Source organism: Bradyrhizobium sp. 155 (assembly GCF_023101105.1).
GTDB classification, from domain to species: Bacteria; Pseudomonadota; Alphaproteobacteria; order Rhizobiales; family Xanthobacteraceae; genus Bradyrhizobium; species Bradyrhizobium canariense_D.
In genome coordinates this window covers 3,761,768-3,773,894 of record NZ_CP064704.1, presented here as the reverse complement: position 1 = coordinate 3,773,894, position 12,127 = coordinate 3,761,768, and the positions used below count along the sequence as shown (strand labels likewise).

Below are 12,127 nucleotides of genomic sequence, written 5' to 3'. Positions count from 1 at the left end.
CGATTAGGAACGCATCGGGCCATTCTGCATTCCGAGACGATGGCACGCCGCCCCAGAGAGCCCGTCGCACACGCGGGAATTCACCGCGGCATCCGCTTTTCGCTGAAGCCAAACGGCGCACCGGGCTATTGGCGCTACGCCTATGCCGTCGGCGACAGGGCCCGCACCGGGCGCGTGCAAGGCAGGCTGCCGTTGCTCGCCATCAGGCGCGTGCAGATGTGCATCGACCGGGACATGCGAAGCATCCGGACCGGCGATTGATCTTGCGGCGGCGCCGTGGGCGAGCGCCGGCAAGGTGCGCGACGTGATGCCGGCTTGGCTAACGGTGATTAACCGGATTTCGGCCGACCGGTTTACGTCGATGCAAAGGCGTGCACCTACGCTTCCATCGAGGTCCCTCAAACCACTTCGGTGCAATGGCCAATACCATCTGGACGATCGAAGAATTCACCTGCGCGGGTTGCAGCATGAACTACACGGCGACAAGGGAGGAGCACGCCGAAGCGCATTCCGGCACCTTCAAGTGCAGCATCTGCAGCGGCGTGGTGCACACATGGTCCGGCAAACATCATTTCTTCGGCTGGGAAGCGGTGAAAACCAAGCCACCCGTGTTCGGAAGGCGTTGGGCCGGAGCCGGCGGGTAGACTGCTTCCACCGGACCCAGACCAGCTACTCCCGTCAACGCCCCCTGCCCGAACTGCGGCTTCTGCTACTCTGCGGCAACGGTTAAACTCTCCGCCCCGCAACTGAAGCCGACACGCAATGACCTCACCCTTCGTTCCCCAGATCGCCCTTTACCGCACCTGGCTCGCCGAGAAGCGCGGCCTCAACTTCGACAGCTACGAGGAGATGCGGCAATGGTCGGTGCGCGATCTCGACGGGTTCTGGCACGCCATCTGGGACTATTACGATCTGCAATCGCCGACGCCGTTTGCCGCCGTGATCACCGAGCGCAAGATGCCCGGCGCGGTCTGGTTTCCCGGCGCGCAGGTCAACTATGCCCGGCAGGTGTTCCGCCACGTGGACGCGGCTGACGCCGCCGGCCTGCCCGCAATCGTCAGCTGTGGCGAGGACGGCAGGCTTTGCGAGACGAGCTGGCCGGAGCTGCGGCGCAAGGCGGCTGCGCTCGCGCTGCATCTGAAAGAAAAAGGCATCAAGCCCGGCGACCGCGTCGCCGCCTATCTGCCCAACATCCCCGAGACCATCATCGCATTCCTGGCGAGCGCCAGCATCGGCGCGATCTGGAGCCTCTGCGCGCCCGACATGGCCGCGCCCGCCGTGATCGACCGCTTCAAGCAGATCGAACCGAAAGTACTGATTGCCTGCGACGCCGTCACCTATGCCGGCCGCCGGCACGATCGCAAAGACGTCCTCGCCGAGCTGCGGCGGTCGCTGCCGACGGTCGAGCACGTCATCCTGCACAGCGAGGCCGCCGCGCCCGCAGCGGCCGACGCCCTGCTCTCCGAAATTATCGCAACAACCGGCGCGGAGATCGACGCGTTCGAGCCGGCCTGGCTGCCGTTCGATCATCCGCTCTGGATCGTCTATTCCAGCGGTACCACCGGCCTGCCGAAGCCAATCGTGCACGGCCATGGCGGTATCATCATCGTGGTGCTGGCGCTGCTCGGCCTGCACAACGATCTTGGCTGCTCCTACCACGAGAACTCGTTCGGCGAGCGCTATCACTGGTACTCTTCGACGGGCTGGATCATGTGGAACAGCCAGGTCGGCGGCCTGCTCAGCGGCACCACCTGCTGCATCTTCGACGGCAGCCCCGGCGGCGCCAGGGACAAGCCAGACTGGACCACGCTGTGGCGCTTCGTCGCGCAGTCGAAAGCGACCTTCTTCGGCGCGGGCGCCGCGTTCTTCGCCAACTGCGCCAAGGCCGAGGTCGACCTCGTCGCCGCCGGTGATCTCTCACAGCTTCGATGTCTCGGCTCGACCGGCTCTCCGCTGAGCGCCGACACCCAAGCCTGGTTCAACAACCGCTTCGCTGGCCTGTCGAAGACCAACGGCAGCAAGGCGCAGGCCGATATCTGGTGGGCCAACATCTCCGGCGGCACCGATTTCGCCGGCGCGTTCATTGGCGGCAATCGCGAACTGCCGCAGACGCCGGGCGCGATGCAGTGCCGTCTGCTGGGTGCTGCCGTGGAAGCCTTTGACGAACAGGGCCGCGCCGTCATCGGCGAGGTCGGCGAGCTCGTCTGCACCGAGCCGATGCCGTCGATGCCGCTCTATTTCTGGAACGACAAGGGCGGTGCGCGCTATCGCGCGAGCTATTTCGAGACCTATCCGGACAATTTCGACGGCACCGGCCGTGGGCCGGTGTGGCGGCATGGCGACTGGCTCAAGGTCGACCCGGACGGCTCCTGCATCATCTATGGCCGCAGCGATGCCACCATCAACCGGCATGGCCTGCGCATGGGCACGAGCGAACTCTATTCCGCGATCGAGGCCTTGCCGGAGGTGCTGGATTCCCTCGTCGTCGATCTCGAATATCTCGGCCGTGACAGCTACATGCCCCTGTTCGTGGTGCTGCGCGAAGGCGTCGCCTTCGACGGCGCGATGCAGGCGAAGATCAACAAGGCGATCGAGGCCGGCCTCTCGCGCCGATTCCTGCCCAACGAGATTTTTGCGGTCGCCGAAATTCCCCGCACGCTCTCGGGCAAGAAGCAGGAGCTGCCGATCAAGAAGCTGCTGCTCGGCCAGCCCGTCGAGAAGGTCATCAACCGGGAGGCGATGGCCAATCCCGCCTGCCTCGACTGGTATCTCGCCTTCGCACGCGACTATCTGGCGCGGAGCGAGACTTGAGGGAGATCGCCGCAATTGCGCCGATGCCGTTTGGACTCCGTTCACCGATCGCCGCTAGAGCAGGATGCATCTTCCGCAACGAACGCGCGCCATGGCCGACCTCAACGCCGTCCTCTCCAGGCTGAACGACCGTCTGCTCCGCCTCGAGGGCGAGCTGTTCGTGCTGCGCTCGCTGGCCCGCGCGACGCTGACGGCGGGCGATGACCACGCGGCGCGAATGCGCAAGCTGGTCGAGGCCGCCAAAGTCGCGCTCGACGACGAGGCCACGCGTCCCCTCGACAAGCCGACGCGCAAATATGTCGATGCGGCGACCGCGCTGGTGGAGGAATTGCTGGTCGAGCCGACCCAGGCGCGGCCGTTGTTCACCGTCATCGACGGTGGCCGGCGCGAATGAACGTCAAACTGGCCGTCCGTCGTCCGTCGCGGCGATATCGCCCGACTTGAACCGGCTGAGGCCGGCTTCGATGATCGCGATCTCCTCGTCGATCTGGCCGATCGGCAGGCTGAAGTCGTAGCCGGACCTGCTCTTCAGATCGACTGCAAGCCGTTGCCTGTGCATCATCAGTTCGTCGAGGCCGCGCCGGTTCTTCAGCCGGACATAGACGTCGACGATCTGCTCAATCGCGCTCGGCATGAAATAGGTCCCGGCGAAAAAGCCCGCACGGCGCACCCGCGCCGGCGCGACAATCTCGGTGTCGCGGTAGGCAATACAAATCCGCGACGGATTCGTCGATACGCCAAGCTGGTTGAGATCACGTTACCGTCAGATGATTTCGTGATGGCCGAGCATGAAAAAGCCGCTGGCGATCACGCCAGCGGCCAAATCCGGGTTCGAAAACGGATGCGGGTTGAAATGTCGCCAGCCCCGGTCGGTCCACGTTCTAACGGCAAATCCTGGGTCTCTCTGTTAAAAACGAAACACAGGAACCGGCCGTCGGCACTCGCCGCACCACCGTGGCGGCGCGGCAACGCTAGTCTGTGACGCAGAAATATTTGCGCGGCAGCCTGCGGTAGGCGCTGTAGCGGTAATGCGGCCGGTACGCGTAGCCGCGATAGAGCGCCGGCGGCTCCTGGCCGTAATAGGCGCCGTGATAAAAATTGGTGACCGGCCCTTCCGCGCAGCGATAGGTGTACCAGGTGGGGCCGATGAAGGGCGCCACCCCGACCTCGGGCGGAACCACGGGATAGGGCGGTCCGCCAGCGCGCGCCGAAGTGGTTGCAACCAAGGCCGCGAGAAGGACAAACCACGCGCTCCGCATGCGTTCACTCCGAGCCGATGCCATGCGCATGGAAGCACCGGACCGGCCGACACCGCAATCGCGGAATTCATCGCGCAGCCTCGCCCGGCGCGTTGTTGATAACCGGCGCAAACCCAGCGCGGGTGGTGACAGGACGTCCGGACGTGTTATCGGGAGATGACGCAGTTGCGAGACGGATCGGACACCCATGCGCATTACTCTTGTCGGCTCCCGCCATTTCGGCGTGACCACCCTGAACATGCTCCGGGAGCATGGTGTCTCGATCGTGCGCGTCGTGGTGGCCGACGCTGAGGATCGTCTCGCCGCAACAGCCAAGGCGGCGGGCATCGACGTCGTGGTCCAGGCCAATCCCAAACTGGTGGTGGCCTCCGAGATCGCCCCCGACACCGATCTGATCGTCACCGCGCACAGCCACGCCCGGATCGGCAAGGACGCGCTTGAGGCAGCGAAGCTGGGCGGGATCGGCTATCATCCCTCGCTGCTGCCGCGTCACCGCGGCAAGGCGGCCGTGGAATGGACCATCAAGGAAGGCGATCCGATCGCCGGCGGCACGATCTATCACCTCGCCGACCGCATGGACGCTGGCGCCATTGCGGCCCAGGAGTGGTGCTTCGTCAAGAAGGGCGAGACGGCGCGGGAACTGTGGGAGCGCGCGCTCGCCCCGCTCGGGCTCAAATTGCTGGCCGACGTGATCGACTATGCCAAGGTCCACAAGGCGCTGCCGTCCAAGACTCAAGACGAGCAGTTCGCGACTTCAGCGCCAAGTCTTTCCTGAGGCCCTTTTCCTGAGTCGATCTCCTGACGTTTACTCTTAACGTGACGGGGCATTGATTTTGCTTCAAGAATCCCAGCCTGAAACCCAAATAAACCATTGTTCCCACAGGAACAATTTTCGATTTGGCACTGCACCAAATTTCCGTCACATTTGGCCCGAATAAGGGTCAGCATATCAGACAAATTCAAGGACGGATTTTATGCGTTTTGCTCGCATTGCGGCGTTCTGTGCCGCCTCAGTTACCACCCTCGCCGCGCCCGCCTTTGCCCAGACCCCCTATGACGGCAACTGGCACGTCACCATCGTCACCAAGAGCGGCACCTGCGAGCCGACCGCGAGCTCCTTGCTGACGGTTGCCGACGGCAAGATCACCGCGCCCGGCGCTAACGTTTCCGGCACCATCGGCAGCGGGGGACTTGTGAAAGTTTCGATCAATGGTGCATATGCCAACGGTCAACTCAGCGGCAACGCCGGATCGGGGAAGTGGAATGGAGCATCTGCAGGCATACCGTGCAGCGGGCGGTGGGAAGCATCGCGCCAATAGAAAAATCGTGACGAGCGGTGTGGGCCGGCGGCTGCTGATCGCGGCCGCCGTTATGTTTGCCGCCGGAATTGCAAACTCCGAGAGCAAGGCCCAGTCCGGCCCGTTCGCCCCGCTGGCCGGCAACTGGAGCGGCTCAGGCACGGTCACCCTGGATGACGGCTCGACCGAACGGATCCGCTGCCGGGCGAAATACGCTCCGATCGGACCGACCATGGAGTTGTCTCTGACCTGCGCCAGCGACGCCTACAAGTTCAACCTCGGCGCCAACGTCAAGGCTGAAGGCAGCGCCATCGCGGGCAGCTGGTCCGAGGCCAGCCGCAATATCAGCGGCTCCCTTTCGGGTCGCGGGGCCGGCGGAAACTATGAGCTGCTCGCCTCCACTGCCGGCTTCAACGCCAACATTTCGCTGAAGACGTCCGGCAACAAGCAGAACGTCACGATGCGCGCCGACAGCCAGTTCCGCGGCGCCAACATCTCGCTGTCGCGCTAAGCCGATACGAGTAGATTGACAATCGACCCGGCGATCTCGCCGGGTCGATTTTTTATGTGTCCGGCACGAACGCCGTGACCTCGATCTCGACCTTGGCCCGGTCATCCACGAGGCCGCCGATGTAGAGCAAGGTCGAGGGCGGGAAATTGCGCCCCAGCGTTTCCTTCCAGGCCGCGCCGATGCCGGCCCCGGCTGCCTCATATTCGCTGCGGCTGGTCAGGTACCAGGTCAGGCGGACGATATGCTCGGGGCTGGCGCCGGCCTCGCCCAGGAGCTTGATGATCCGCTTCAGCGCGGTCCCGACCTGCGCTGCCATGTCAGGCGCGTAATTGCCGGTCTCGTCGCCGCCCGTCTGCCCGGCCAGCACCACCCAGCGGCCCGGCCCCTCGACCACGACACCATGGGAAAAGCCGCGCGGTTTTTTCCACTCGGCCGGCTGCAAGATGTGCATGAGCGAAGATCTCCCGATTGTTCTCGTTGTTCACTGATGCCTTAGCACGGCGCCCTGCATCGCTGCACCGGCAGATTTGACCGTTGCAAACGGCGAGGATGTCGCCGATACCGGCCTTCCCTCAAGACCTCGCCTCTCACACCCGCGCCGATGAACACGACACCGTCCAAAACGATGGCTGCCCTGTGGATGGCCGGCTGGCTGTCGCTGATGCTGGTCATGGCGGTCGCCGGACGCGAGACCACGCGCGAGCTGAATGTATTTCAGATCATGGAAGTGCGTTCGCTGCTAGGATTCCTGTTGCTTTCGCCGTTCATCTATGGGGCCGGCGGCTTCAAAGTGCTCAGGACGTCGCGCCTGCCGCAGCACATCGGGCGCGATTTGGTGCACTATGTTGCGCAGCTCGGCTGGTTCTTCGCGCTGACGCTGATCCCGATCGGCCAGGTGGTGGCAATCGAGTTCACCATGCCAATCTGGACGGCGCTGCTCGCAGCGAGCCTTCTCTCCGAGCGCATGACGCCGTGGAAGATCGCCGCCATCGCGCTTGGCCTTTTCGGTGTGATCGTCATCGTCCGACCCGCCACCGGCGAGATCAATCCCGGTCAACTCATCGCACTCGGCGCCGCGATGGGCTTTGGGGTGTCCATGGTGCTCGTCAAATCGCTGACCCGCACCGAAAGCGCGCTGTCGATCCTGTTCTGGATGCTGGTGGTGCAATCGGTCGCAGGCTTCATTCCGACGCTGTTCGTCTGGACGTGGCCCTCAGCCTATGTCTGGGCGTGGGTCGGCGTGATCGGCGTCTGCGGCACGTTTTCGCACTACTGCCTCGCCAGCGCGATGCGCTATGCGGATGCGACCATCGTTGTTCCCATGGACTTCCTGCGAGTTCCATTGACCGCGACCGCTGGCTGGCTGCTGTATTCGGAGCGGCTTGACACCTGGACGGTGGTCGGCGCCGCGCTGATCCTGTTCGGCAATCTCCTGAATCTAAAGCGAGCTCCGGCAGATCCTGCTCCCGCGCGCTGAACCTCGCGCCGCCTCGCGCGACAAAACCAAGTGGCCGTGTGATTTGGATCACGTTGGAAGGGTATTCCATCGTGCACATTCTGCCACACAGCAGCGGGTTGAACGCGACGAACTGCCGTTTTGGTGGCGCCGAGGCGGGCACTTCATGTAAGTTCGTTGCCAATTCGTTGCTGCCTGCAATTTCGATTCTGTTGGGGATTCCAGATGCGCACTCTCACCCTCCTCGCGTCGCTGATGTGCATGGCACTGTCGGTCAGTGCCGCGAAGGCCGACCGCCGCGTTGCTTTCGTCGTCGGCAACGGCACCTACAAGAACGTCGCACAATTGCCGAACCCGCCGATCGACGCCAAGGCGATGGCGGCAACGCTGCGCAATGTCGGCTTCGAGGTGATCGAAGGTTCGAACCTCTCGCGCGACCAGATGACGGAGAAGCTGCTGGACTTCGGCCGCAAGGCGCAGGGCTCCGACGTCGCAGTGTTCTATTATGCCGGTCACGGCATCGCGGTCGGCGGCTCCAATTATCTTCTGCCTGTCGACGCCGACATCAAGTCGGAGATGGACGTCAAGCTCGGTGCCGCCATCAACATCGATCTGACGCTCGAGCAGACCATGGGCGACGCCAAGGTCAAGCTGGTGTTCCTTGACGCCTGCCGCGACAATCCGTTCGCCGCCAAGATCAAATCGAACTCCGCGACCCGCAGCGTCAACGTGCAGAGCGGTCTTGCCGAGATGAAATCCGGCGAAGGCACGCTGATCGCGTTCGCCACCGGCCCGGGCCAGACCGCGCTCGACGGCCAAGAGGGCAACAACAGCCCGTTCACCCGTGCGCTCATCGACAACATCACCAAGCCTGGTGTCGAGATCCAGCAGGCGATGACGTCGGTCCGCGCCCAGGTCAACGAGGAGACCCACAAGGGGCAGCTGCCCTGGGGCCACACCAATTTGACCGGCGCGGTCTATCTCAACCAGGCTCCGACGACGCAGGTCGCCAATGCGGCACCGACGGCTGCTGGCAGCGTGCCAATGGCGACGGGCGGCAGCTCGGACGGTGTCGAGCTCGAATACTGGCGTTCGGTCAAGGAGAGCAATAAGTCGGAAGAGCTCAACGCTTACCTCTCCGCCTACCCGAACGGTCAGTTCAAGGCGCTTGCGCTGGCACGCCTCGCGGCCATCAAGAGCGGCCCCTCGACCGCGACGCGCACCCTCACCGCTGGCGTCGATCCCGCGACCTTCACCGAAGAGGCCACCCAGCTTACCGAGGACCAAATCGGCCTCGACAAGAACCAGCGCCGCGACGTTCAGCGTCGCCTGGGCGGGCTCGGCTTCGACAACAAACAGACAGGCGTCTTCGGCGACGAGACCCGGTCGGTGCTCAAGCGCTGGCAGGCGGCGCGCGGCTATCCCGCGTCTGGCTACCTGAACAAGCTCCAGCACAAGGCTCTGCTTTCGGAAGTCGTGGCCGGCCCGCCGACCGCGAGCGACAACAGCCAGAAGGCAGCCCGCCGGGCCGCCGCCCCCGCGGCCAGCAGCGCGCCCGCACCTGCTCCCCATCGCAGCAGCGGCGGCGATCCTGCCGGCGCAGCCTTCGTCGGCGGTGTCGTCGGCGGCATGATGGGCGGCATGTTCCGCCGCTGAGGCGAGGCCAATCGCAGATACAAAAGCCCGGCTCGCGCCGGGCTTTTTCGTTACGAATAACCAAAGCTTTGGCGTCTACTTCCCGGCGGCCTTTCGCAGCGCCTCGTTGATGCGGTCCTGCCAGCCGGGCCCGCCGGACTGGAAATGCTCCAGCACGTCCTGGTCGATCCGCAGCGTGACCTGCTCCTTGACCCCCGGCGCCACGTTCTGCTTTGGCGGCGCCGCAGCGACCTTCGCCGTCACCTTCTTGAACGCCGCCTCGGCCTCCGTCCTGGCGTCGCCCAACGTCCGCGGCCGCCTCGGTGGTTGATCCGCCATGTCCTAGATTCCCTCAAACAGAGCCGTCGAAAGATACCGCTCGGAGAAGGACGGCACTATAGCCAGGATGGTCTTTCCCGCAGCTTCGGGTCGCTTGCCGATCTCGACGGCCGCGGCAATCGCGGCGCCCGAGGAGATGCCGCCCGGAATGCCCTCATGCCGCGCCAGTGCCCGCGAGGTCTCGATCGCCGTCGTCGAGTTGACCTTGACGATCTCGTCGATCACCGAGCGATCGAGAATGTCAGGGACGAAGCCCGCACCGATGCCCTGGATCTTGTGCGGCGTGTGCTGGCCACCCGACAGCACCGGGCTCTCCTCCGGCTCGACCGCAACCACGCGCAGCGAGGGCTTGCGCGGCTTCAGCACCTGGCCGACGCCGGTGATGGTGCCCCCGGTGCCGACGCCGGCGACGAAGAAGTCGATGTTGCCGGCGGTGTCATTCCAGATCTCCTCCGCGGTGGTGCGGCGGTGCACCTCGGGATTGGCGAGATTCTTGAACTGCTGCGGCATCACCGAATTCGGCGTCGTCTTCAACAGCTCTTCGGCCGTCGCGATCGCGCCCTTCATGCCTTGCGCGGCCGGTGTCAGCACCAGCTCCGCGCCGAGAAAGGCCAGCATCTTGCGGCGTTCGATCGACATCGACTCCGGCATGACCAGCTTGAGCCTATAGCCGCGCGACGCCGCGACGAAGGCCAGCGCGATGCCGGTATTGCCGGAGGTCGGTTCGATCAGCACGGTGTCGGGCTTGACGATTCCGGCCTTCTCCATGGCGATGATCATGGCCGCGCCGATGCGATCCTTCACGCTTGCGGCGGGATTGAAATATTCAAGCTTTGCCAAAATGGTCGCGTTCACGCCATGCATGCCCGGCAGCCGGCGCAAGCGCACGATCGGCGTGTCGCCAAAAGCATCGACGATCGAGTCATAGATCCGGCCGCGGCCGGGTTGGTGCGCTGCACCCGTGGTGGACGATGCGTCCATGATGAACTCCCTGTGGCGACGATTGTGCTTCTAGACAGCCTGCGGCGACACGCAAGCGAGATTGCGTTACATGTTAAATACGCTGCATCGCAAAATCGCGTGAGCAATAATTATCAGAAAACCAACGCATTTGTGTTGCGACCTCGTCAACTGATTCTGCTTATGTTAGACTTAGGTCTCAAGCTGGGAGGTCACCACGATGTCAGCAGTCGCTGAAGTGTTGTCGACCGTCGCACCGAACCGCGCTCCGCGTTGCAGTGAGTTGCCGGCCTGTCCCGTCTGCGCCGACTCCATGATCGCCGCCGAAGGTTCTGCGTATTTGTCGGAACACGTGATCAGCTATCTCTGGACCTGCGACAATTGCGGCTACGGCTTCGTGACCAAGCACTCCGTCAAGCAGCGCCTCGTCTGCAACTGACGTTTTGCACTTGACCTAGCGCGGGGCGATGTCGCCCCTCCCCCAGTCTTCGCGCGTACGCCGATAGAACTCCTCGAACGTTCCCTGTGCGATCGCGTCCCTGATGCCCTGCATCAGGAACTGGTAATAAGCGATATTGATCTCGGACAGCAGCATCGCACCCAGCGTCTCGCCCGCCTTGACGAGATGGTGCAAATAGGCGCGCGCGTAGCTGCGCGCCGACGGCCAGGAGCTCTCTTCGTCGAGCGGACGGGGATCGTCGGCGTGGCGCGCGTTGCGCAAATTCACCTGGCCGAAGCGTGTGAAGGCAACGCCATGCCGGCCATTGCGCGTCGGCATCACGCAGTCGAACATGTCGATGCCGCGCTTGACCGCCTCGAGGATGTCGTCGGGTGTGCCGACGCCCATCAGGTAGCGCGGCCGCTCTCTCGGCAGCAGCGGCGCTGTCTCGTCGATGATCGCCAGCATCACCGCCTGCGGCTCACCGACGGCGAGGCCGCCAATGGCATAACCATGGAAACCGATCTCGATGAGGCCTTGCGCGCTGGCATGGCGAAGCTGGGGTATGTCGCCGCCCTGCACGATGCCGAACAGCATGTAGCCGTCGGGCGCGCTCTCGAAGGCGCGCTTGCTTCGCTCGGCCCAGCGCAGCGACAATTTCATCGCGCGGTCGATGTCGGCGCGCTCGGCGGGCAGTCGCACGCATTCGTCCATCTGCATAGCGATATCGGAGCCGAGCAAACGCTGCACCTCGATCGAGCGCTCCGGCGACAGCTCGACCTTGGCGCCGTCGATATGCGAACGGAAGGTCACGGCCTGCTCGCTGACCTTGCGCAGATCCGCCAGCGACATCACCTGGAAGCCGCCGGAATCCGTCAGCATCGGCCCGTTCCAGCCGGTGAATGTCTGCAAGCCGCCAAGCGCCGCGATCCGCTGGGCGCCGGGACGCAGCATCAGATGATAGGTGTTGCCGAGCACGATGTCGGCACCGGCCTCACGCACCTCGCGCCAGTGCATGCCCTTCATCGCGCCGGCGGTACCGACCGGCATGAAGGCGGGCGTGCGCACCACGCCGTGCGGCGTGGTCAGGCGCCCGGTGCGCGCGGCGCCATCGGTGGCGAGCAGTTCGAAATGATTGGGCAGACCGGTGTCAGGACGATTCATGACGGTGCTTATTGCGTGTCGGAGCAGGCCGATCAACCCGCTCGGGCGATGCCTCGGCCGGCTTATGCATCAGACTGGGACAATGGGTGCAAATATTGGGGGACACGGAATTGTGCGCCTGCGACGCTTGTTAAACAAAACGATACAGTGTAGTTTTACCTTGGGCTGGGACGAGATGCCGCGGCGATGTTGCCGGCGGCGGTAGATGCGTGATCGCCAGCCACCGCAATGCCCCTCCCTTCAAGTTCGACTGAC

The 12,127-nt window shown here is 64.0% G+C and carries 16 protein-coding genes; 10 read left to right on the top strand and 6 right to left on the bottom strand.

Features of this window, described 5'->3' with window-relative positions:
* The first annotated feature begins 39 nt into the window (after positions 1-39).
* The 4 genes from IVA93_RS18410 to IVA93_RS18395 all read left to right on the top strand — a co-directional run bounded on the left by IVA93_RS18410 (position 40) and on the right by IVA93_RS18395 (position 3,205).
* The gene (locus IVA93_RS18410; RefSeq protein ID WP_018457963.1) at positions 40-261 is read left to right on the top strand and encodes a hypothetical protein; all 222 of its coding nucleotides are present in this window, start codon (positions 40-42) and stop codon (positions 259-261) included.
* A 155-nt stretch (positions 262-416) separates the two neighbouring features.
* Positions 417-644 carry a hypothetical protein gene (locus IVA93_RS18405; protein ID WP_018457964.1) on the top strand — a complete coding sequence of 76 codons (228 nt, stop codon included), beginning with the start codon at positions 417-419 and terminating at the stop codon, positions 642-644.
* Between the two features lie 118 nt (positions 645-762).
* On the top strand, positions 763-2,811 hold the full coding sequence (locus tag IVA93_RS18400) for an acetoacetate--CoA ligase (RefSeq protein WP_247370369.1): 2,049 nt from the start codon (positions 763-765) through the stop codon (positions 2,809-2,811).
* 91 nt (positions 2,812-2,902) lie between these two features.
* Complete coding sequence (locus tag IVA93_RS18395) at positions 2,903-3,205, top strand: hypothetical protein (protein WP_247789898.1); 303 nt, start codon at positions 2,903-2,905, stop codon at positions 3,203-3,205.
* A gap of 3 nt (positions 3,206-3,208) precedes the next feature.
* Here the strand turns inward: IVA93_RS18395 and IVA93_RS18390 are convergent, their stop codons facing one another.
* Together IVA93_RS18390 and IVA93_RS18385 are read right to left on the bottom strand one after the other, a co-directional pair.
* A complete protein-coding gene (locus IVA93_RS18390; RefSeq protein WP_247409285.1) occupies positions 3,209-3,445 on the bottom strand; it encodes a hypothetical protein in 237 nt (78 codons plus the stop codon).
* A gap of 337 nt (positions 3,446-3,782) precedes the next feature.
* A complete protein-coding gene (locus IVA93_RS18385; RefSeq protein WP_247370365.1) occupies positions 3,783-4,070 on the bottom strand; it encodes a hypothetical protein in 288 nt (95 codons plus the stop codon).
* Positions 4,071-4,257: 187 nt separating this feature from the next.
* On the opposite strand from IVA93_RS18385, the gene IVA93_RS18380 reads away from it, so the two are divergent.
* The 3 genes from IVA93_RS18380 (at position 4,258) to IVA93_RS18370 (ending at position 5,879) form a co-directional block, all read left to right on the top strand.
* Positions 4,258-4,845, top strand: coding sequence for a formyltransferase family protein (locus IVA93_RS18380; RefSeq protein ID WP_018457969.1), 588 nt, complete (start codon positions 4,258-4,260; stop codon positions 4,843-4,845).
* A gap of 199 nt (positions 4,846-5,044) precedes the next feature.
* Positions 5,045-5,389: a hypothetical protein gene (locus IVA93_RS18375; protein ID WP_018457970.1), complete on the top strand. Its 345-nt coding sequence runs from the start codon at positions 5,045-5,047 to the stop codon at positions 5,387-5,389.
* Positions 5,334-5,879 carry a hypothetical protein gene (locus IVA93_RS18370; RefSeq protein WP_247370363.1) on the top strand — a complete coding sequence of 182 codons (546 nt, stop codon included), beginning with the start codon at positions 5,334-5,336 and terminating at the stop codon, positions 5,877-5,879. The genes IVA93_RS18375 and IVA93_RS18370 overlap by 56 nt, the downstream gene beginning before the upstream one ends.
* A 52-nt stretch (positions 5,880-5,931) precedes the next feature.
* On the opposite strand, the gene IVA93_RS18365 is transcribed toward IVA93_RS18370, so the two are convergent.
* Positions 5,932-6,330, bottom strand: a complete 399-nt coding sequence (locus IVA93_RS18365) for a RidA family protein (protein ID WP_247370361.1) — start codon at positions 6,328-6,330, stop codon at positions 5,932-5,934.
* A gap of 150 nt (positions 6,331-6,480) precedes the next feature.
* Between IVA93_RS18365 and IVA93_RS18360 the strand changes: the two genes are divergently transcribed.
* Positions 6,481-7,356, top strand: a complete 876-nt coding sequence (locus tag IVA93_RS18360) for a DMT family transporter (protein WP_247370356.1) — start codon at positions 6,481-6,483, stop codon at positions 7,354-7,356.
* Between the two features lie 204 nt (positions 7,357-7,560).
* Complete coding sequence (locus IVA93_RS18355; protein ID WP_018457974.1) at positions 7,561-8,991, top strand: caspase family protein; 1,431 nt, start codon at positions 7,561-7,563, stop codon at positions 8,989-8,991.
* A gap of 75 nt (positions 8,992-9,066) precedes the next feature.
* Here IVA93_RS18355 and IVA93_RS18350 read toward each other — a convergent pair whose 3' ends face one another.
* Both IVA93_RS18350 and cysK read right to left on the bottom strand, forming a co-directional pair.
* Entirely contained in the window at positions 9,067-9,309 is a 243-nt protein-coding gene (locus IVA93_RS18350) for a BrnA antitoxin family protein (protein ID WP_007610629.1), read from the bottom strand.
* 3 nt (positions 9,310-9,312) lie between these two features.
* Positions 9,313-10,290 carry a cysteine synthase A gene (cysK, locus tag IVA93_RS18345; protein WP_018457976.1) on the bottom strand — a complete coding sequence of 326 codons (978 nt, stop codon included), beginning with the start codon at positions 10,288-10,290 and terminating at the stop codon, positions 9,313-9,315.
* Positions 10,291-10,489: 199 nt separating this feature from the next.
* Between cysK and IVA93_RS18340 the strand changes: the two genes are divergently transcribed.
* The gene (locus IVA93_RS18340; RefSeq protein ID WP_026233474.1) at positions 10,490-10,708 is read left to right on the top strand and encodes a hypothetical protein; all 219 of its coding nucleotides are present in this window, start codon (positions 10,490-10,492) and stop codon (positions 10,706-10,708) included.
* Positions 10,709-10,723: 15 nt separating this feature from the next.
* Here the strand turns inward: IVA93_RS18340 and tgt are convergent, their stop codons facing one another.
* Positions 10,724-11,872 carry a tRNA guanosine(34) transglycosylase Tgt gene (gene tgt / locus IVA93_RS18335; RefSeq protein ID WP_247370353.1) on the bottom strand — a complete coding sequence of 383 codons (1,149 nt, stop codon included), beginning with the start codon at positions 11,870-11,872 and terminating at the stop codon, positions 10,724-10,726.
* Positions 11,873-12,127: the final 255 nt, after the last annotated feature.

Bases quoted from the DNA above. Each gene is read 5' to 3' on its own strand.
- IVA93_RS18395 (WP_247789898.1), top strand. From the start codon at position 2,903: ATGGCCGACCTCAACGCCGTCCTCTCCAGGCTGAACGACCGTCTGCTC.
- IVA93_RS18380 (WP_018457969.1), top strand. From the start codon at position 4,258: ATGCGCATTACTCTTGTCGGCTCCCGCCATTTCGGCGTGACCACCCTG.
- IVA93_RS18385 (WP_247370365.1), bottom strand. From the start codon at position 4,070: ATGCGGAGCGCGTGGTTTGTCCTTCTCGCGGCCTTGGTTGCAACCACT.
- IVA93_RS18340 (WP_026233474.1), top strand. From the start codon at position 10,490: ATGTCAGCAGTCGCTGAAGTGTTGTCGACCGTCGCACCGAACCGCGCT.
- tgt (WP_247370353.1), bottom strand. From the start codon at position 11,872: ATGAATCGTCCTGACACCGGTCTGCCCAATCATTTCGAACTGCTCGCC.
- cysK (WP_018457976.1), bottom strand. From the start codon at position 10,290: ATGGACGCATCGTCCACCACGGGTGCAGCGCACCAACCCGGCCGCGGC.
- IVA93_RS18360 (WP_247370356.1), top strand. From the start codon at position 6,481: ATGAACACGACACCGTCCAAAACGATGGCTGCCCTGTGGATGGCCGGC.
- IVA93_RS18355 (WP_018457974.1), top strand. From the start codon at position 7,561: ATGCGCACTCTCACCCTCCTCGCGTCGCTGATGTGCATGGCACTGTCG.
- IVA93_RS18370 (WP_247370363.1), top strand. From the start codon at position 5,334: ATGGAGCATCTGCAGGCATACCGTGCAGCGGGCGGTGGGAAGCATCGC.
- IVA93_RS18405 (WP_018457964.1), top strand. From the start codon at position 417: ATGGCCAATACCATCTGGACGATCGAAGAATTCACCTGCGCGGGTTGC.
- IVA93_RS18350 (WP_007610629.1), bottom strand. From the start codon at position 9,309: ATGGCGGATCAACCACCGAGGCGGCCGCGGACGTTGGGCGACGCCAGG.
- IVA93_RS18410 (WP_018457963.1), top strand. From the start codon at position 40: ATGGCACGCCGCCCCAGAGAGCCCGTCGCACACGCGGGAATTCACCGC.
- IVA93_RS18365 (WP_247370361.1), bottom strand. From the start codon at position 6,330: ATGCACATCTTGCAGCCGGCCGAGTGGAAAAAACCGCGCGGCTTTTCC.
- IVA93_RS18375 (WP_018457970.1), top strand. From the start codon at position 5,045: ATGCGTTTTGCTCGCATTGCGGCGTTCTGTGCCGCCTCAGTTACCACC.
- IVA93_RS18390 (WP_247409285.1), bottom strand. From the start codon at position 3,445: ATGCCGAGCGCGATTGAGCAGATCGTCGACGTCTATGTCCGGCTGAAG.
- IVA93_RS18400 (WP_247370369.1), top strand. From the start codon at position 763: ATGACCTCACCCTTCGTTCCCCAGATCGCCCTTTACCGCACCTGGCTC.